General features: G+C 43.4%; 17 protein-coding genes. 10 read left to right on the top strand and 7 right to left on the bottom strand.

The genetic code is table 11. The features are described 5' to 3' along the window. Positions 1 to 8: 8 nt before the first annotated feature. From AC1DE7_RS05825 to AC1DE7_RS05815, 3 genes are all read right to left on the bottom strand, one after another. Positions 9 to 899 (bottom strand): ABC transporter permease, encoded by an 891-nt coding sequence (locus AC1DE7_RS05825; RefSeq protein ID WP_477533910.1) that lies wholly within the window; start codon positions 897 to 899, stop codon positions 9 to 11. A 90-nt stretch (positions 900 to 989) separates the two neighbouring features. Continuing rightward, positions 990 to 2,594: a type 2 periplasmic-binding domain-containing protein gene (locus AC1DE7_RS05820; protein WP_076327571.1), complete on the bottom strand. Its 1,605-nt coding sequence runs from the start codon at positions 2,592 to 2,594 to the stop codon at positions 990 to 992. A 195-nt stretch (positions 2,595 to 2,789) separates the two neighbouring features. Continuing rightward, complete coding sequence (locus AC1DE7_RS05815) at positions 2,790 to 3,800, bottom strand: alpha/beta fold hydrolase (RefSeq protein ID WP_477533909.1); 1,011 nt, start codon at positions 3,798 to 3,800, stop codon at positions 2,790 to 2,792. A gap of 124 nt (positions 3,801 to 3,924) precedes the next feature. Here AC1DE7_RS05815 and AC1DE7_RS05810 point away from each other — a divergent pair, with 124 nt between their 5' ends. Both AC1DE7_RS05810 and AC1DE7_RS05805 read left to right on the top strand, forming a co-directional pair. After that, on the top strand, positions 3,925 to 4,809 hold the full coding sequence (locus AC1DE7_RS05810) for a LysR family transcriptional regulator (protein WP_282321394.1): 885 nt from the start codon (positions 3,925 to 3,927) through the stop codon (positions 4,807 to 4,809). Between the two features lie 111 nt (positions 4,810 to 4,920). Next, positions 4,921 to 5,385: an NUDIX domain-containing protein gene (locus AC1DE7_RS05805; RefSeq protein WP_076253082.1), complete on the top strand. Its 465-nt coding sequence runs from the start codon at positions 4,921 to 4,923 to the stop codon at positions 5,383 to 5,385. Positions 5,386 to 5,545: 160 nt separating this feature from the next. Here the strand turns inward: AC1DE7_RS05805 and AC1DE7_RS05800 are convergent, their stop codons facing one another. Next, the gene (locus tag AC1DE7_RS05800; RefSeq protein ID WP_076253083.1) at positions 5,546 to 5,893 is read right to left on the bottom strand and encodes a winged helix-turn-helix transcriptional regulator; all 348 of its coding nucleotides are present in this window, start codon (positions 5,891 to 5,893) and stop codon (positions 5,546 to 5,548) included. Between the two features lie 133 nt (positions 5,894 to 6,026). Here AC1DE7_RS05800 and AC1DE7_RS05795 point away from each other — a divergent pair, with 133 nt between their 5' ends. Together AC1DE7_RS05795 and AC1DE7_RS05790 are read left to right on the top strand one after the other, a co-directional pair. Beyond that, complete coding sequence (locus tag AC1DE7_RS05795) at positions 6,027 to 6,941, top strand: DsbA family oxidoreductase (protein WP_477533908.1); 915 nt, start codon at positions 6,027 to 6,029, stop codon at positions 6,939 to 6,941. Positions 6,942 to 7,057: 116 nt separating this feature from the next. Then, positions 7,058 to 7,630, top strand: a complete 573-nt coding sequence (locus tag AC1DE7_RS05790) for a hypothetical protein (RefSeq protein WP_282321392.1) — start codon at positions 7,058 to 7,060, stop codon at positions 7,628 to 7,630. Between the two features lie 633 nt (positions 7,631 to 8,263). Here AC1DE7_RS05790 and arfA read toward each other — a convergent pair. Continuing rightward, the gene (gene arfA, locus AC1DE7_RS05785) at positions 8,264 to 9,772 is read right to left on the bottom strand and encodes an arabinosylfuranosidase ArfA (protein WP_127548598.1); all 1,509 of its coding nucleotides are present in this window, start codon (positions 9,770 to 9,772) and stop codon (positions 8,264 to 8,266) included. 207 nt (positions 9,773 to 9,979) lie between these two features. Here arfA and AC1DE7_RS05780 point away from each other — a divergent pair, with 207 nt between their 5' ends. After that, on the top strand, positions 9,980 to 10,897 hold the full coding sequence (locus AC1DE7_RS05780) for an ArsR/SmtB family transcription factor (RefSeq protein ID WP_127548600.1): 918 nt from the start codon (positions 9,980 to 9,982) through the stop codon (positions 10,895 to 10,897). Positions 10,898 to 11,037: 140 nt separating this feature from the next. Beyond that, positions 11,038 to 12,153 carry a phosphotransferase enzyme family protein gene (locus AC1DE7_RS05775; RefSeq protein ID WP_477533907.1) on the top strand — a complete coding sequence of 372 codons (1,116 nt, stop codon included), beginning with the start codon at positions 11,038 to 11,040 and terminating at the stop codon, positions 12,151 to 12,153. 98 nt (positions 12,154 to 12,251) lie between these two features. Here AC1DE7_RS05775 and AC1DE7_RS05770 read toward each other — a convergent pair whose 3' ends face one another. Then, positions 12,252 to 13,103: an AraC family transcriptional regulator gene (locus AC1DE7_RS05770; RefSeq protein WP_127548602.1), complete on the bottom strand. Its 852-nt coding sequence runs from the start codon at positions 13,101 to 13,103 to the stop codon at positions 12,252 to 12,254. A gap of 175 nt (positions 13,104 to 13,278) precedes the next feature. Here AC1DE7_RS05770 and AC1DE7_RS05765 point away from each other — a divergent pair, with 175 nt between their 5' ends. Next, entirely contained in the window at positions 13,279 to 14,685 is a 1,407-nt protein-coding gene (locus tag AC1DE7_RS05765) for a family 4 glycosyl hydrolase (protein ID WP_315372124.1), read from the top strand. An 87-nt stretch (positions 14,686 to 14,772) separates the two neighbouring features. Here AC1DE7_RS05765 and AC1DE7_RS05760 read toward each other — a convergent pair whose 3' ends face one another. Then, complete coding sequence (locus tag AC1DE7_RS05760) at positions 14,773 to 15,660, bottom strand: LysR family transcriptional regulator (protein ID WP_036615729.1); 888 nt, start codon at positions 15,658 to 15,660, stop codon at positions 14,773 to 14,775. Positions 15,661 to 16,005: 345 nt separating this feature from the next. On the opposite strand from AC1DE7_RS05760, the gene AC1DE7_RS05755 reads away from it, so the two are divergent. The 3 genes from AC1DE7_RS05755 (at position 16,006) to AC1DE7_RS05745 (ending at position 18,473) form a co-directional block, all read left to right on the top strand. Beyond that, positions 16,006 to 16,752 (top strand): acetoacetate decarboxylase, encoded by a 747-nt coding sequence (locus tag AC1DE7_RS05755; RefSeq protein WP_127548808.1) that lies wholly within the window; start codon positions 16,006 to 16,008, stop codon positions 16,750 to 16,752. 14 nt (positions 16,753 to 16,766) lie between these two features. Then, entirely contained in the window at positions 16,767 to 17,798 is a 1,032-nt protein-coding gene (locus tag AC1DE7_RS05750; protein WP_315372125.1) for a ketopantoate reductase family protein, read from the top strand. Between the two features lie 294 nt (positions 17,799 to 18,092). After that, positions 18,093 to 18,473 (top strand): hypothetical protein, encoded by a 381-nt coding sequence (locus AC1DE7_RS05745; RefSeq protein ID WP_127548610.1) that lies wholly within the window; start codon positions 18,093 to 18,095, stop codon positions 18,471 to 18,473. The last annotated feature ends 2 nt before the right edge of the window (positions 18,474 to 18,475 follow it).

Genomic DNA, 18,475 nt, shown 5'->3' with positions numbered 1-18,475 from the left:
CCTCCTTCTTAGAAGATACGATAGCCAGCCACTCTGTAAGCCAGGATGTACGATACAGCAACGAGAACACTGGAAATGATCGATTTGAATAACCCGACAGCGGTACCAATTGAATACTGTGCTTGTTGAATTCCTAAACGGTAGACATAGGTATCAATAATATCACCCGTCTGATAGACAACAGGGGAGTAGAGATTATAGATTTGGTCAAAGCCAGCATTGAGTACGTTCCCAAGTGAAAGTACGGTCATTAAAACAATGGTTGGCATGAGTAGAGGCAACGTAATGTAGATGGTTTGTTTCCACCGTTTCGCTCCGTCGATCACCGCGGCTTCGTAAAGTCCCGGATCAATACTGGTTAGGGCTGCCAAATAAACAACCGTGCCAAACCCAAAACCTTTCCATATGTCACTCACAATCATCGTCCAAGGAAAAATAGAGGGTGTGCCAAGAAAGGAGATCGGTGCAATCCCAAATAGACTTAGAAATGTATTGATAATGCCGTCGGAGCTAAGGATATCCAGCATGATGCCAGCCATAATGACCCAAGAGAGGAAGTTCGGAATGTAGACAAGGGTTTGAAATGTACGTTTAATTCCACTGTGTAGTACCTCGTTAAGCAGTAATGCAAAAATTACGGGCACGATTATACCACCGATAATCTTAAAGACAGACATGTACAATGTATTCCAGATCGTTCTTACAAAGTTCGGCTGATTAAATATGTGGGTAAAATTATCCCACCCTACCCATGGCGAGTTGAAGCCGAGACCCGGATTGTACTTCTGAAACGCAATAATAAGTCCGTAGAAAGGGATGTAACAAAAGATGAAGACCAAGACCAGGCTTGGGATCAACATGAGATGGTAAGCACGCTGCTGCTTCCATTTTCTCAACATACATATTCCTCCGTTCCTTGTACGCCAAATGTAATCGCTATCAAATAAAGGGGAGAGATGACCCTCATCCCCTCTTTGTGACAAACGAGATTATTTCTTCCCGTAGGCTTCATTAACTGCCTGAGTTGCGTCATCGCCCCCGGCTGCACGCCAATTCTGGACAATAACATCGAAATAATCGATACTTTCGCTACCCATAATGATCTTGGTGAAGCCTTCGGTCAGGATATCATCCAAGGTTGTTCCGTAGCTTGAAAGTATTTCTGGCGTAACACCCCATAAGGCCGTCTTTGTATAGTTCTCGCTGTCCAGTACTTTCTTGGCAAGACCATACGCATTCTTTGGAGCCCCTTGTTGCAAATAATCACCAACTGCTCCTGGGGTTGCATTCTCCATGAATTCCACACTGTTGTTATATTTTTGCCACATACCCGAAGTTGTGAGTCCACTGGTATCCTTGGATTGAAGGGCAGCGGAGACCGCCTCAAATTGCTCGTAATCGGAATTCGGATTAAGTACACGGAACGCTCCAACAACATGGGCAATATCGTTGTCCAGCAAGGCGGATAACGTTTCTGTGGATTCCTTGCCATTGCCTTCATCCACAATATAAGCGTAGTCGTTCAAAATTTTGATCACTTCTTCAGGGCTCTTAAATCCCTTTTTCATAACGATATAATTGTTGTTGGCGAAGAAAATGGATTGTTTGGCTTCTTTTCCATCAACGGTAGGGATGATATAAGGGTAGAAGATAGCGTCCTTACCCAGATTGGATACTGTGTCGACACCCGGATTATAACCCCACCATTGGTAATAAGGTTGCATTCCCACTTTGCCGGCTACAATATCCGCGTTCATCGCATTAAAGTCTTTGATTGCAAATTCCGGATCAATAATGCCTCGCTTGTACCATTCTGACCACTCAGCCAGCGCATTTTTCATCTCAGGCTGCACGGAGCCGTACACGAGTTTTCCAGTGCTATCCTCCATCCACATATCCGGATGCGCATTCCATGCAATGGCCAGCAGGTTGAGGTAATCCAACGATTGGTCTACCGCTATACCATAACCACCGTGCTTTTCCATGAATTTGAGTGCGATATTTTTGATGTCTTCCACAGATTTCGGATCTTGGACACCCAATTCTTCTTTCCAGTCGTTCCGGATCCAGATGAAGTCTGGTTGTTCAATTAATCCCCAGTGCATCTGTGGTATCCCGTATAGCTTACCGTCCTTCTTTCCAGATTCGTAACTGTCTGCATCTGCTTCCATGTAACCTTTGAGACGATCTGAAGCGTGTTGATCAAAGACCTCGGAAAGGTCCATGACCATATCTGCTTCGACTAACTGTCTCAGTTGTGATGGATTAACTCTGAATACGTCAGGAAGATCGTTCGATGCGATAGCCAAATTGAGTTTTGTATCGTACTCATCGCTGACCCAGTCTGTTTTGACATTGATATTAAACTTCTCTTTGTATCGCTTAATCCATACATTGTTGGTGATATCGTCGCCCTTTGGATATTTTGCTGAAGTGTATTCTGATGTTACGGTGTGAATGGTTGTCGTTCCAGCCTCGTTGGAATCCGTGTCCGTCGTTGAACCTTTATCGGCACCGCTTCCATTGCTACAGGCTGCGAGTAATAAGGTTGACATGCACACAGACAAGACTAAGGCTTTCGTTTTCTTGTTCATTTCTTTTCCCCCTTATCAGTCATATTTCAATAACGCTTACTTGAAAATATTCTAAACGAGAAAGGGGGAACGTGATATAAAGGTTATTGACGAGAACTGGTATCTTTTTTTACTTTTGAGTTGTAGCGGAGAAAAAAATAATGAGCTTTGTGAGCTTTGTGCACTTTTTTTACTTTGTACTCCTTCTTTTTTTACTCAGGTCTCCAAAAATTGCTTTAGATGACGATCGATAACGAGTGAATCCTCTTCGTTTGCTCCGATTCCAAAGCAGTGTCCCCACTTGGACTCTATAGGTTGATACACCGCGTTTGGCATATGCTGAGCATCATACGAACTGTCTTCTGGCGTGAAAAACAAGTCACTTGATCCTGGCATAACGAGTGCAGGAGCAGTGATCTTGCTTAACGCCTGTTCGAAGTTGCCGTCATCTACGGGATTATCGCTAATGTCTCCATAGATTCCTGTACGCAACATGGTAATCAAGTCGTTAGCATCGAAGGGAAGAAATACCTGATCCCAGTAATCTTCTACATAAGATTTCAAGGAGTCGTACCCCTCAGATTGATACAATTTCTCCAAATAGTACGCCTGCGAAAACCCCCATGGAGCATAAGCTCTTCCCATCGCTGCGAGACCGGCAACCGGAGGGCGCTCATATCTACCATTTTTATAATTCGAATCTGCCTGTAACGCCGCGATCATTGCTTCGAATACCAACTGTGTATGGGGTCTGCTCTTTGCCGTTCCGCCAAAGGGGGCAATACGCTCAACCATCTCAGGATAACTGGTTCCCCATTGATAAACCTGCATGGCTCCCAGAGACCAGCCCACAACAAGTTTGATTTTGGAGATACCGAATTTTTGAGTGATGAGTTGATGTTGGGCACGCACATTGTCATACATGGAGATGAGAGGGAAGTTGTTCTTATCATATGGGGCAGGGGTATTACTTGGAGAGGAAGATAACCCGTTACCCAACATATTGGGCACAACGATAAAATAACGACTGGGGTCCAGTGCTTTGTCCGTTCCAATTAACCATTCATTATCTGTGTGAATTCCAGCAAACCATGTTGGGACAACAATAACATTGTCCTTTGCCGCGTTTAAGTTTCCATAGGTCTTGTAAGCGATAAAGGCTTGAGGGAGCTGTTGCCCCGATTGAAGTAATGTATCTCCTAGGTTATATGTTTCATAATTGTTCATAGATTGATTCTCCTTATAAAATAGTAATAACTTGATTTCACTCTACATTACGTCTATTATCAATTCAATGAAACGTTATCGAACATATCATTCATTTATTTTGAACTTAGGAGGTGCCTGACTCATGGAAATACGCCAGCTAAAAACCTTTTGGACACTTGCATCGACCTGCAGCTTTAGTCAAACTGCTGAATTATTGAGCTATGTACCGTCTACCATAACCATGCAAATCAAATCGCTGGAAGAAGAGCTTGGGGTGAAATTGCTGGATCGATTAGGCAAAAAGGTCGTGTTAACGGATGCTGGCCAACAGTTTCTGCCGTACGCCACTAAGATTTTAAACGATGTAGAGGAAGCAAAGTGCATATCCAGTCAGCACGGAGAATTGGCGGGAACGGTTGTGATCGGAGCAGACGAAGTGCTGTGCGCATATCTTCTTCCAGCCTTGTTCAAACGCTTCCGAGCAGACTATCCTGGTGTGCGTTTATTGTTCCGCCCCTTGTCTGGGCAAGAGCTTAAATCAAGTCTGAGAGAAGGGCATGCCGATGTCGTTTTTGTATTGGATGAGCCTATGAATTCCAAAGACCTTCAGTCAGAGTTTTTAAAGGATGAGACCTTTCAAATGGTGGTTTCTCCCGATCATATGTTAGCATCGCGTTCCGCGTTGGTCATTGATGACTTCCACAAACAGCATTTTTTGCTGACCGAAAAGAACTGTTCGTATCGCACTTATTTTGACCAATCCATAACGAAGAAAGGTGCAGATGCTCTGACAGAGCTGGAGTTTCATAGTGTAGAAGCCATTAAACAATGTGTTGCGGCTGGTCTAGGGATCGCTTTATTACCTGAAATGGCTTTGAAGAAAGAGTTGAGCGATGGGGAAGTGGTTGCTCTGCCGTGGGATTTATCAGATATATCCTTTTCTGCGCAAATGCTCTGGCATCGGGAAAAATGGATCTCTCCGTCCATGGCTGCTTTCATGGAGGTCGCCAAGAGTGAGTTGATTTGATTGTTCAGAATTTGTTTAGATGTATGTGTTAAAATATTCTTCATGGAGATCGTGAGGTTAAATGGAATCAACCTTCAACAACATGATACAGATATATATGGGGGATTAGCAATGGAGAGAAAGATTAGAAATTCTGCAAAAGCATTGATCATTAAAGACGGGAGAATGCTTGCAATGAAGCAGGATGATAATGATGAAGTCATCTACATTCTGCCTGGTGGGAGCCAGAATGCAGGTGAAACCCTGACGGATGCTGTGAAGCGTGAAGTTGCGGAAGAAATCGGAATAGATGTAGAACCGTTATCACTGGAATTTGTCATTGAAGGTGTATACGGTGAAGCTCTTCATCGTGTAGATTTTGTTTTTTTATGCGAGTACATAGGTTTGATGGACCAAGATAGTTCTATTCTGCCAAGTGACGAAAATCAGGTGGAATATGAATGGCTCGAAATTAAAAATATAAATGAACTACCTTTATTTCCTGCAAAATTACGAAAGCAGATCATTAGATTGGTTGATGGAGAAAAAACGGTTATGTATTTAGGAAATGAGGAAGATGACGACCTGAATAGTTAGATGTGTACACGTCGTAAACAAGCGGCCGTCTTGTATTATAAAGGAAAGGCTGTTTCAAAGGACATAATGGTCCAGTGAAACAGCCTTTTTGTCGTTGAACAAAGTGTACAGAGCGATTCAAAATGAACATCTATGCTAAGGGGTTACACTAGGCCAGGAGTTATATATCTTGTTGCTTCACGCCTGCTGTCATATTTTTCTGACCCCATATTACCATGGATTCAATTAAAGGAACCAATTCCTTGCCCGATTCTGTGAGCGAATACTCCACTCTCGGTGGCACCTCGTTATATTGCTCCCGATGCACGATGCCGGAATGAATCAAATCCTTCAAACAGTTCGTTAACATCGTTCCGGTAATGCCAGGCAGTCTTCTTTTTAATTCATTGTAACGTATACAGTCATTTTCACTGAGGATTGCCAGGATCGGAAGATTCCACTTGCCTCCAATGACCTGAAATGCATAAGTCGCTGGACATAACTGATCAAAATTAAACTCGTATTTCACTTGATACCCTCCAATAGTATACTTTTTGATACTAAGTCAGAAAAAGAATCGTACTTGTTCAGAAGATTGTAGACATTATAATCAAACTAACACAAGAAAATCAATTCATAAGACAATATAAAGGCGGGATAACGTGAGTAACGAATCTATGATGTGTGATCTGGAAACAGGCGTATGTGGTGTGAACGAAGAAGAGGCGATGCAAGAAATCAATCTGAATCACGTTGAGAAAAGGATAACTCTTTATTACGCAACAGATCCGATCTGCTCTCACTGCTGGGCGCTTGAGCCTGTGCTTCATCGGTTTATTGAGGAATACGGCCATTATTTTACGATGCAAATCAAAATGGGTGGGCTACTGGCTAACTGGAATGGTTTCTCGGATGGCGCTAACGGGATTCAGAAACCTTCGGACATTGCAGCGCATTGGAAGGAAGTGGGTGAACATTCACGCATGCCCATCGACGGTTCCTTATGGCATGATAATCCAATACTTTCTTCCTATCCGCCATCTCGCGTATTTAAGGTCATTCAGAGTACACACCCTGGGAAAGAGCAGGACTTTTTAAGACGTGCGCGTGAAGCCGTGTTTGCATTTAATCGAAATATTGGAGAAGATGATGTGCTGACGGATATCGTTAATCAACTGGGCTTGAATGGTAAAGAAGTGGTTGAGGCGGCTGCACAGCAATCTGCACAAGAGTTATTAGAGGAAGACTTTGAGAGTGTGGCTGGTTTGGGAGTTAGAGGTTTCCCATCCATTATCATTGTGAATGAAGAGAACCAGGGTATGAAAATTGTCGGAGCGCGTTCTCTTGAAACATATGTGCAAGCACTTCAGCAGGTACTCGGTGGTGATCTGAAACCCAAACAGATAACCTCATTGGAGCAGAAAATCAATGAGGGACACCTTCTTTTTTCTAAAGAACTGGAGGTCTTGTACAATATCGAAAAGAGTGATATTGAATCATATGTGAAATCTGAATTGGCAGAGCACACATATCGTATGGGTCATATTTTGAATGAGATGTATATTGAACATATCTGAGACAGGAGCTATGTAAGAATCTTCCTGCTTTCGGCACACGGATGTGTTATTCGCACAGGCAAGTCGTCCACCCATTGCGTAGACTGAAGTAGATCAAGTCAAGTGAGGTGAATTCCATGGCTAAAACCAATGAAATACACGTCCGGGTGAAACGGCTCAAGGATCGCCCAGTCTGCGTGACTCTTCATAATGGCGAGACGTACGTCGGGTACATCTCTGGTGTTAACAGCGAAGGCGTAGTGCTTACCGGGGGCGGAAAGCTTACTCAGACCGCAATCACAGCACCCTCATCTGAAGGCAGTGCTCGCAAAACCAAACCTAAAGCAGGGGCTACGAGAAAAACAGCATCCTCTCGAAACCGTAAACGGGTGAACAGCACACGTAAGTCGCAAGTACGATCCCGGTCGATGTCTCGCTCAACGTCTAGGCAAGCCCAGGTATCATCTTTCATGCCTATGCTAGGCTCACTGTTAGGTGGCTTTGGCGGTGCAGGCTCGATTGGAGGTATGTTAGGCGGGGGTATGCGGTTGTTTGGCATGATCCAGCGGTTTACACCTGTGGTCAAAATGGGGTATGGCATGATTAAGCAGATTCAGCCATTTATGGGGGCAGTTCAAGGGCTGATGACTCCAGCAAGCCAAGCAGCTCAGGCTGAAACCGAAGTTGAAGAGGAAGCACAACAAGGATAATACTTGAAATGAAAATCGTGAAATAGAACACAACCTTCGTTGCATTTGGGAAGGAAGTATCGCTAGTATGTTGGGTGATTTGATCTCTTTCTGGTCTGGTCTGTTCCTTATCTTCTTCTCTGTTCTGTTTCAGCTTCTTCGCTAGATGCTTCACTGCAAGCTGCTCTCCGTACGCCAAACGGAGGGTGGCTTATTTGCTTGTGCTGTATATGAGGTTCGAACCAGCTCAATATAGCATGCTTGCTCAGCGCTAACGAACTCAGAAACCGTATTCGAGTCAATATCAAGCCATTAAAATTCTAACGAATATGACAAACCCTATTTGCTGCAAAATGTAGGATATAGTATGAAAAAGGGGCTGATTCTGTAGCATAACTTCTCCTGTGTTCGTTAGAATTAAAATCCGCCCGAAACGGGTTAAATAAGACTCCCTGTGTTCGTTAAATTTGTTCGTTGCGAGGAATAAAAACTGAGGTTTCAAATACGCGTCTAACATCTAACTTTGATACCATGTAGTTCGGTAAACTACCCTCATACAGCAAAAAGCACCGCGCGCAGGGAGCTGCACGCGGTGCGGAAAACAATGCTGATGTTGCAGAGTAAGAGAGAATTCTATCCCGCTCTTATTATTTATTATGCCTGTTTGGTTTTGAGGCGAATCACGTTCCATGATGCTTTGTTCAAGACTGCTTGCACTTTACCCTGGTCAACCGTTGTATATCCGCCGTTGTGAGGAACAACGTTACGTGGGTTTTCTTTGGTATTGGTGGCTTTCAAGTCGTTGTTCTCCAATACGATATGCTCCACAAATGTCGTTTCTCCGAAGGAACGCAGATCCACATTCAGTTCCAACTTCTCATCCAGATGTCTGTTCACCGCAAAGATTGTGATCGTGCCGTTTTCTTCATCATGCACACTGATCGCTTCGAGATAAGGCACATCTGTAAAGTCTTTGGAATCATATTTAGGTGAAGAGGTAATGGATCGCAACACCGTACCACGACCGAAGTTGGATGCGTGCATGAATGGGAAATACGTCGTCTGGAACCAGATTGCTCCGTTATTTTCCGTCATGATTGGTGCAATGGTGTTAATCAACTGAGCAAGGCAAGCCATTTTTACACGGTCGGCGTGCTTGAGTATGGTAATCAGATAACAGCCCACGGCCAGTGCATCTTCATGTGTATACACATCTTCAAACTCTGGAGGCGCAATCTGCCAGCGTTCTTCCATACGGCTTGTGCCGATGGATTTCCAGACATTCCATTCATCCAGAGACAGCATTAATTTCTTTTTGCTGCGTTTCTTGGCTTGTACAAAATCACAGATTGAAGCCACACTATCAATAAATTGATCCAGATCCAGCGATGTCGCCAGGAAGTCATACGTGTTGTCTTTATTATTGTTGTAATACTGATGCAGGGACAAGTAGTCCACATTTTCATAGGTGAGATCCAGCACGGTTGCTTCCCAATCTGCAAATGTACTCATGTCACGGCTGGAACTGCCGCAAGCAACAAGCTCGATATCCGGGTCTACCCATTTCATCGCTTTAGCGGTCTCATTGGCAATACGGCCATATTCATATGCAGTCATTGCACCAATCTGCCAAGGGCCGTCCATTTCGTTGCCTAGACACCAGGTTTTGAATTTATGCGGGTCTTTGTAACCGTGAGAGATACGCAGATCACTCCAGTATGTGCCAGATGGGTGGTTGCAGTATTCGATCAGGTTTCTGGCCGCATCAATGCCGCGAGTACCCAGATTTACAGCCATCATGACTTCGGTTCCAACCAGTTTGGCCCAATCTGCAAATTCGTTTGTTCCTACCGCATTTGTTTCAATCGTCCACCAAGCGAGTTCAAGTCTGCGTTTACGCTCCGATACCGGACCAACGCCGTCCTCCCAATTGTAACCGGATACGAAATTGCCGCCCGGATAACGAACAATTGGCACATTCAAAGCTTTAATCGCTTCAATGGCATCCTGACGGAAACCTTGAGCATCTGCCGTAGGATGACCTGGATCATAAATACCGCCGTATACGGCCCGTCCCAGATGTTCTATAAATGAACCATAGACACGCGGATCTACTTCAGCAATCTGAAAGTCTTTATCGATAAGCATTTTGGATGTAAGCATGGTATGTACCTCCATTGGATGAATTCATATTTTTAAAAGAATTAACAGTGGTATTGAATTCGCTTAAAAGCAAAATCAAATCATTGATTTGTTATCTAATATGTATCATAATGCTTATATATTGAGCAAGTTCATTTTTATGAGTTCGCTAAATAACGAATCCTGAGATTGAAATAGATCGTTTTACTCAAAAAGGAAGTGAACATCATGATGCTTGGGACAGATGCAGCTTCACTGCTAATTTACGAGGCACTGGCAAGTGAAGCCCGATTAAACATTGTGCGCCTGCTACTACAAAACAGAGAAATGCATATCAATGCGCTTGCCCAAGAGCTTTTTCTGAGCAAAGCTATTGTAAGTACACATGTCAGCAAGCTGCAAAAAGCCGGAATTGTCGGTAGCCGAATGAAACGGGAGAACGGCGGAACTTATAAGTACTGTTTTATCGTACGAGAGTTCATGACTATTAACCTGTCACCAGAGCCTGTTGATGCTCCTTACCATGAAATATCCATACCGGTAGGTCAGTATACAGATTATGAAGCGTGGCCGACCTGCGGGATTGCGACAACTACGCAGATGATTGGACAGTATGACACACCGGCGTGCTTTATGGACCCGGATCGGGTCAATGCAGGTATTCTTTGGTTTGCACAAGGTTTTCTGGAATATAAGATCCCCAATTATCTGAATACAGAACAGCATCTCCAGGAAATTGAAATTTCACTCGAACTCAGTTCGGAAGCACCCCAAGTTAATGAAAACTGGCCTTCTGACATCCGTTTTTCCCTTAATGGTCATCACCTCGGAACCTGGACAAGCCCAGGGGATTTTGGAGATCGGAAGGGCAAACATACACCGTTATGGTGGAAATTGGACGTCAACCAGTATGGTGTACTGAAGGTGCTGCGTATTAACGGAGAAGGGACGTTTATGGATAGCCAGCGCATCTCAGATGTGCGTATCCATGATCTGGAGCTGGATTCATCCACTTACTGGACGTTTGGATTAAGACCGGAAGAAGGGGTGCCCGGTCGAGGCGGACTTACGTTGTTCGGGAAAGGGTTTGGCAACTACGATCAGGACATTTTGATACGGTACTATTACGAGGCTGCTGAGTTATAAATTTGGCTAGTAAAATGTGGAATATTAGGATAAGATGTAACCATCTGAACAAAAAGGAGCGTTTTTAAATGTCTAACAAGGTGATTTTGCTTTAGGTTCACAGAAGGATATTTGCATTACAGAGATTCCTTTTGTGGACATTGCACTGCGGGAAACCGTCCAAACAATGTTTACTGGAGGAGATTATTATTAATTTTAACGAAGCTGTTAACATCAGCAATACACATGTACTGACGCTGGTACCCGAGTTGTTTCATCTGGAGGGTTACAATATTCAGCTTATTCCGCCTCATGAGGGTGGACGTAATGTCGTTTACACTTGCGAGCAAGAGGGGCGTGAATCGCTAATTCTACGGGTGTCTTTTTTGCCTGACAGAAAGCGGGAAGATTACATTGCCGAACTGGAGTATGTCCGGTATCTGTTTGAGCACGGTGCAAGTGTCTCGAATGTAGTTAGCTCGAAAAAGGGTCATCTGTTAGAAGAGATCACTTATAATGAGCATACGTTCTTTATCTGTATGTTTGTAAAAGCCAAGGGGAAGTTGCTGGTAGAAAACCATTATCAGTACCGTGAAGGGGTCCCACTTAGCGAATACTATTATAATAGCGGAAAAGTTCTGGGCAGGATGCATCAACTATCGAAAGGGTACACTCCCGTCCATCGCCGGCATCATTTGATTGACAATTACAGCGGTGAATATATTGATAACCTGGTACCTGAATCATTCCCTCTGCTTAAGGAGAAGATGGTTGAGCTCCTGAATACCTTACAAGGTTTGGATACAAACCAAGAGACATTCGGCATGATCCATTTTGATTATAACGATGGAAATTACTCGATCGATTTTGATACCGGTGAGATCACCGTGTATGATTTTGATAATTCATGCTTCGGTTGGTATATGTATGATTTGGCTGATCTATGGTCACATGGTATGGGCTGGATACAATTTGAGCCGGATGCGGATAAACGCAAACAGTTCATGGATGACTATTTCCAAACCGCCCTCGCTGGATATACTTCCGAAACCAAGATTGAAGATTCGATGCTGGAGAAGCTGCCTTTATTTATTCAAGTCACTCTCTTGGAGAATATTCTAGGTCAATTTGAGGAAATGCAGCGTGCTGGCGAAGAACCGGAAGCTAACGAAGAACTGTTGTATCTCATTAAATGTCTGGAAGAGGATATACCGTATAAAGGATTTTTCCATGAGATGTATTCCACTGAAGCTCCTTTTGAGTACGAGGGACGCTGAAGGGACCTGTACGTAAACTAAACCCTGAATAACCAAGGATTCATCAAGTGCGGAGGCAGCCGGATCGACCGGTTGCCTCTTTGTTTGTCTGCGGTATGTTATTCAAATTTGGAAGGGGGCACGTTGTAGAATTTTTTGAATGCTTTGGAGAACGTAAAGGGATCGGGATAACCCAGAAATCCGGCAATTTGCTGGATCGTATATTTTTTCTCGTACAGATAGTCTCTGGCCCGGTTCATTTTGATCTGATTGATATACTGCCCCGGTGTAATACCGAGAATTTTTTTGAACAAAGAAATAAAATATTTCTCAGAGACGCCAGCAATGTCTGCAAGTTCGTTAACTCGGATGGCACGATGCAGATTTGCATCCACGTATGGAAAAACATTCTGCAGAACTTCCAGACTTCCTTCGATCTTCTTCGGTTTTCGGTCTTTCAGAAACTCACCGTGATACAGGCCTTGCCCGTGTAATTCTAAAATTTTGGCGATGACGAGAAGTAGAGAGGCTTTCAAATAAAGTGGACTGGCGGAAGCGCCGCCACTCTGCTTGAATCTTCGATAGGACGAGGTGAATAGCGTTGATTCCTCTTGAATCAGATTGCCAGGTACGATGCCCGGGAGCTGAAACTCGCCGAGAATTCGCTTTTGCTCAGCGATGCTGAAATCAAAGTGCATGTATACGAATCGGCACATCTCTCCGGTCGTGGAAGCAATATAGGGCATATCCGGATAAAAAAACACCACGTCACCCGGGCCTGCGATATGCTCGATTCCATCGATGGTAATCTGGACGGAGCCTGCTGTAATGAACCACAGATCATAATCGGAATGAGCCTTGTGCTCCGTCCAATTACTGTCGTGCGTTTGTTCCAAATAAGAGCTCATGCGAAGTGTGATATACTCCGAAAGTTCGTCGATTATACTCATATTTACAGTTCCTGTGTGCATCTAATCCAACCTAATCCTCTCGACTTTATGACATCCTTTATATTTTACTATCATAACAAAGGATTTATCTCTTGTTACTATCGTACGATATGACATGTTTTGAAAACTATCACACATTCCGATTCCAGCTCACTCACCTATAATGAACTTATATCGTTAAGAGGAGGGGTTATTGATGAATGCTACAAGTACACAACATCCAAAGGTAGTTGTTATTGGGGCGGGCAGCCTGTTTTTTGGTCGTCAGTCCATCTGGCAGATGGTACACTCCCCATATTTGAATCAGGGAACGCTGGCTTTGGTGGATACGAACGAGGAACGGCTCTCAAAAATGGTAAAACTAGCGGAAATGGTCGCCAAGGAGAACAACGTAACCCTAAAGATTGAGGGCTCGGTGGACCGAAGACAGGTGCTTCCTGGAGCCGATTTCGTTGTACTCAGCTTTGCGGAAGAATCGGTGAAATATCGGGGCATCGACTGCCAGGTTTCTCTAAAGTATGGGATTCGCATGTGTTCCGGTGATACGATTGGCCCGGGCGGGATCTTTCGCGCGATGCGGGAACTGCCGGTTATTATGGAATGCGCCAAAGACATTGAGGAGTTGTGTCCGGATGCTTGGGTGATCAATTATATTAACCCGTCTACCGTGCACGGCATCGCGTTACATCGTTATGCACCGAAGCTTAAATCGTTTGCGCTGTGCGATAGTCATCATATGCCGCATAAAAAAGCCTATTACGCTGTACGAGCCGGAATCATTGCAAATACAAGCCAGTTCACCGCAGAAATAGACCAGAAATTCGATTTTCGCATCGCGGGTGTCAATCATTTCACTTGGCTGCTCAAAGCCGAGTATGAAGGAAAAAATGTGATGCCCACAATTGCAGAAGCCATGCGCAAGCTGGCAGGTGATGAGAATAACGGCGGTGATCGCGGCGCAAAAGCTCTTTTTAACGATGCGATTACCTATGAACTGTATGATATTTTCGGAATCATTCCTACTTGTACGGCGCATACAAAGGAATACGTTCGGTATTGGCAGGGTCTTGGAAAAACTGCAGATACCATTCCTCCATTATCGATCTGGGAGACAGAGGACAGATATCAGCGTCATGACGAAATGTGGAAGCAGGTGGATGACTTCCTTGCGGGGAACATTCCGATTGCCGATTATATGAGCACCTTCGGACCAGATCATGCGACAGATATCATCGAAAATATGGTGGGGAACTTGGGCAAAAAGTTCTTCATCAATACGCTCAATCAAGGTGCGGTAACCAATATGAATAACGATTCGTTCCTGGAACTACTATGCGATGTAGATATGGATGGGTCGAAACCACTCCATGTAGGCGAGATGCCGCGTGGGATAAGAGGGATGCAAGAACTTGTACTGGATACGCATGAGCTTACGGTTGAAGCTGTTCTGGAACAGAGCTACGAGAAGCTGAGAAGGGCGATGCTCACCGACCCGCTCGTGAGTTCCATCAGTGACGCGGACAAGATCATCCATGAATTGTTGGAGCTGGAGCGTAAGATGATTCCGGACATTTGGTATAAGGACAGACTGCAGTATAACTAAGAACGATAACGATCAAAGACCACGTCGGTTCCTTCCATGGGACTAACGTGGTCTTTGTTTTTATCTTTTGTCATGTATCAAGAAATCCTACTCCACTTTAAACAAGCTAGCATGGTCTTCATAGTACGAAGTAATAAAATCACGAAATTCTCGAACAATAGGAGATAACCATTTTTGTTTGACCCAGGATAGGCTAATGGGATATATGGCTGAATCATCAGCAATTTTTACATAACGTAACCCCAGTGCTCTACATACGGAGATCGGAATTAATGCAACACCTTGATTAAGGCTGATAATTTCAAGCAGGGTATGAGAATCGACCTCAAATGCATGATTGGGGAGGAAACCTGCTTTTTCACAGAGCATAGTTGTAAAGCGGCTGTACTCCTTATTATCGGCAAGGGAAATAAAGGGCTCATTTGCAACAACACTTAATGAAATGCTTGTTTCTCCGCCGTATGCATGATCCGTGGGCACAACAAGAACAATGTCCTCCTCAACAAGAACAACACTCTCAATCTCCTCATCCTGAATCGGATGCCCCGTAATGCCCAGATGCATGTCATTTTTCTTCAAACCTGTAATAATTTCACTGCGGGTCCCAATACCCTGATGAAGCTTGGTTTCAGGGGAACCGTTGATATAGTCACTAATGAGACCTGTGAGGAACCGAGTATTCGTAATCGAGATCCTGATTGTATTGGATATTTGCTGTTCCTCCGCTTTAATCTCCATCTCTGCATTTTCAATTTCAATAAAAATCCGGTTTACATGCTTTAATAAAATCTCACCTGAGGAATTCAATTGAATGTTTCTTCCTCTCCTGTGGAATAAGGGGGTACCCAGTTCATCCTCAAGTCTTTTAATCGTTAAGCTTAGGGAAGGTTGAGCAATATTCAATTGGGCAGCTGCCTTGGAGATATGTTCAGTATAGGCAACGGTCTGAAAGTATTTGAGCTGAAGCAATTCCATTTATCTGCACTCCTTATTTATTCTGATAAATATATATAGTACTTATTATGTATTATATTAAATTTAAATATTGATGTAGAATTTTTTTATGAGATACAGATCAAATTTTAAATACCAAAACCTGACTATATAAGTTGAACTAATCATTTACACAATAACGGAGAGGACAGAAAAAACCTGAAAAAGCAAAGCGTTCGCCTTTATCACCGGATTTTCCCCTTTAGAAGGGGAATAGAAAAATCTGGGGATAACAGCGATTGGAAGGTTGTTCTGTCATCGTAGTGTCAGTGTAAATAATCTTTAGTTCAACTTATATAGAACCAAAACATAAGGTAGGTGTCTTTGATGAAAATCGATGTGAATAACATAGCTAAAAATCTGAATACACCCCTAACAGCTCCGGCATATCCAATGCCACCGTACAAATTCGTGAATCGTGAATATTTGAATATTATTTACCGGACCGATGAAAAAGCGTTGCGGGCAGCCGTACCAGAACCTCTCGAAATTACGGAACCATTGGTTAAATTCGAAGTGATGTGGATGCCAGATGTTTCTGGACTGGGTGCATATACAGAAGCTGGACAAGTTATCCCTGTGCAATTCAATGGGGAGGAAGGCGATTATGTGCATTCGATGTACGTAGACAATTTCCCCGCGATTGCGAGTGGTCGAGAGCTCACGGCCTATCCGAAAAAGCTGGGCGCACCCAAGTTGTATACCGATTCGGATACACTTGTTGGCACACTAGATTATGGATCGTTGCGTGTAGCCACGGCAACGATGGGATATAAACACGTGGAGATGGATAAAGAGTTCGCCAAACGTGAAATATGCCGACCTAATTTTATGATTAAGATTGCTACCGACTATACCGGGAATTTAAGAATATGTGATCTGATCCGTACTCAAATTACGGACATCGAAGTGAAGGAAGCTTGGACAGGACCTGCCCGGCTTCAATTGTTCGAACATGCATTGGCACCTCTTGCAGATCTGCCTGTGTTGGAAGTGTTGTCCGCTTCTCATATCCTTACCAACCTAACCTTAAACGCAGCACAACCTGTATACAACTACCTGGAAGAGAAATAAGGAGGAAAAATATAATGAGAATTGCAATTGTAGGAGCAGGATCTTTGGGAACCATCGTAGGCGCATATCTTGCGGATGGTGGACTGGACGTTGAGTTAATTGATGCATATCAAGAACATGTAGATGCTTTAAATCAGACGGGTGCTAAAGTGACGGGTACCACAGAGTTTCAGGCAAAAGTAAAAGCCATTACTCCTGATCAGAAATCAGGACAATATGACCTCGTGTTACTTTTAACCAAACAACTCTACAACGATTCCATTCTTCAGGAATTACTTCCATTCTTGAAAGAAGAAAGTATGGTGTGTTCGTTGCAGAACGGGATTCCGGAAGAAAAAGTGGCGTCCATTGTGGGTGAAAAACGTGTCATTGCTGGCTCCGTTGAATTTGGCGCTACGCTCATTGAACCGGGTGTGTCGAGCCTGACCATCGAGTACACTCAATTTAAGCAGTATGCTTTTCAGATTGGTGAATTAAATGGTGAAATCACCGAACGAATTCAGCGCGTGAAATCGGTGTTGGATCTTGTGGGTGGAACTCATATTTCCGATAACCTGGTTGGAACCAAATGGTCCAAATTGTTGATTAACAATGCATTCAGTGGTTTGTCCGCTGCACTGAATGGGGAATACGGAGACATTATTGATCATGAAGCCGGCATTGTGAGTGCAGCTCATATTGCGGACGAGACGATTAAAGTTGCTCGCGCCAATGGGGTTACCTTGGTTAAAATGAATGGATTCGACATCGCTTCACTCGAACTGAACAGCGAAGAAGAAATCCCTGAACGGGTGAAAACATTACGTTACGTGATGGAGCCCTCCAGACTGCTCAAAGCAAGCATGCTTCAAGATCTGGAGAAGAACCGCAAAACGGAAATTGATTACATTAACGGAGTTGTTTCAAGCAGGGCAGAAGGTACGGGAATTGCGACACCTTATAATGATTTAGTTGTAAAACTAGTCAAATCTGCTGAAGAAACTCAAACCATTCCTGATTTTGACACGAACATAAAAGCTTTTGAAGAACTATTAAGTGCACAATAATAAATTCAATTATTTCAACTGAAAGTCGCTAATATAGCTGCTTTTTTGTTGTATCAGTAAATCCTGTCAGGTTTGATTTTGCGACAGATAGAATATTCTTCGTGATTTTTGTTTCCTAATATTATACAAAAAGGGGAATTAAATTTGATATAATATAGACTTGCTGGTTATTTTTCTATTCGAAGGAGATACATATGAGTAAATCTTGGGGGGAATTCGGGTTTTATTTGGTTGTATGGGACATACATTATTTATGTTCTTGCAAACAGACTTGATGATGAGGTAGAACTAGTTATGGAGCAGATTATGCAGAAATATAAGCGAAGAACAACACAAGCACAGTTCAAGGCAGCTTACGGATTATATCGCAAGGATATGTTTGCCATTCGGCAAGCTGTACCTCATATCGGCTTATCGGACTACCGTACATATTACGAAACCATTCTACTCTTGGAAGACGGGAAAAGTGAAGATGCGCGTGAAAGACTTCAATCCATTAAAAAACAGTGGATGCGATCAACATTGCTCGCGGGTATTGAACTCAAAGCAGAAAACCGCAATACCGCTATTCAGCACGCGCATGAAGCACTTAACTCTTCCAGAGGTGTTAATCGTTATGTTTTATATAAGGAATATGAAAGAGTATTACCAGAGGTAGTTGGACACATATCGTAAGA

The organism is Paenibacillus sp. 10L310 (assembly GCF_056395745.1).
The sequence above is the reverse complement of the archived record's forward strand: the minus strand, read 5'-3'. Positions and strand labels throughout refer to the sequence as shown.

What these genes read in the sequence shown, in the direction of transcription:
- AC1DE7_RS05825 (WP_477533910.1), bottom strand. Translation starts at nt 899, where the DNA reads ATGTTGAGAAAATGGAAGCAGCAGCGTGCTTACCATCTCATGTTGATC.
- AC1DE7_RS05820 (WP_076327571.1), bottom strand. Translation starts at nt 2,594, where the DNA reads ATGAACAAGAAAACGAAAGCCTTAGTCTTGTCTGTGTGCATGTCAACC.
- AC1DE7_RS05815 (WP_477533909.1), bottom strand. Translation starts at nt 3,800, where the DNA reads ATGAACAATTATGAAACATATAACCTAGGAGATACATTACTTCAATCG.
- AC1DE7_RS05810 (WP_282321394.1), top strand. Translation starts at nt 3,925, where the DNA reads ATGGAAATACGCCAGCTAAAAACCTTTTGGACACTTGCATCGACCTGC.
- AC1DE7_RS05805 (WP_076253082.1), top strand. Translation starts at nt 4,921, where the DNA reads ATGGAGAGAAAGATTAGAAATTCTGCAAAAGCATTGATCATTAAAGAC.
- AC1DE7_RS05790 (WP_282321392.1), top strand. Translation starts at nt 7,058, where the DNA reads ATGGCTAAAACCAATGAAATACACGTCCGGGTGAAACGGCTCAAGGAT.
- arfA (WP_127548598.1), bottom strand. Translation starts at nt 9,772, where the DNA reads ATGCTTACATCCAAAATGCTTATCGATAAAGACTTTCAGATTGCTGAA.
- AC1DE7_RS05780 (WP_127548600.1), top strand. Translation starts at nt 9,980, where the DNA reads ATGATGCTTGGGACAGATGCAGCTTCACTGCTAATTTACGAGGCACTG.
- AC1DE7_RS05770 (WP_127548602.1), bottom strand. Translation starts at nt 13,103, where the DNA reads ATGCACACAGGAACTGTAAATATGAGTATAATCGACGAACTTTCGGAG.
- AC1DE7_RS05765 (WP_315372124.1), top strand. Translation starts at nt 13,279, where the DNA reads ATGAATGCTACAAGTACACAACATCCAAAGGTAGTTGTTATTGGGGCG.
- AC1DE7_RS05760 (WP_036615729.1), bottom strand. Translation starts at nt 15,660, where the DNA reads ATGGAATTGCTTCAGCTCAAATACTTTCAGACCGTTGCCTATACTGAA.
- AC1DE7_RS05755 (WP_127548808.1), top strand. Translation starts at nt 16,006, where the DNA reads ATGAAAATCGATGTGAATAACATAGCTAAAAATCTGAATACACCCCTA.
- AC1DE7_RS05750 (WP_315372125.1), top strand. Translation starts at nt 16,767, where the DNA reads ATGAGAATTGCAATTGTAGGAGCAGGATCTTTGGGAACCATCGTAGGC.
- AC1DE7_RS05745 (WP_127548610.1), top strand. Translation starts at nt 18,093, where the DNA reads ATGGAGCAGATTATGCAGAAATATAAGCGAAGAACAACACAAGCACAG.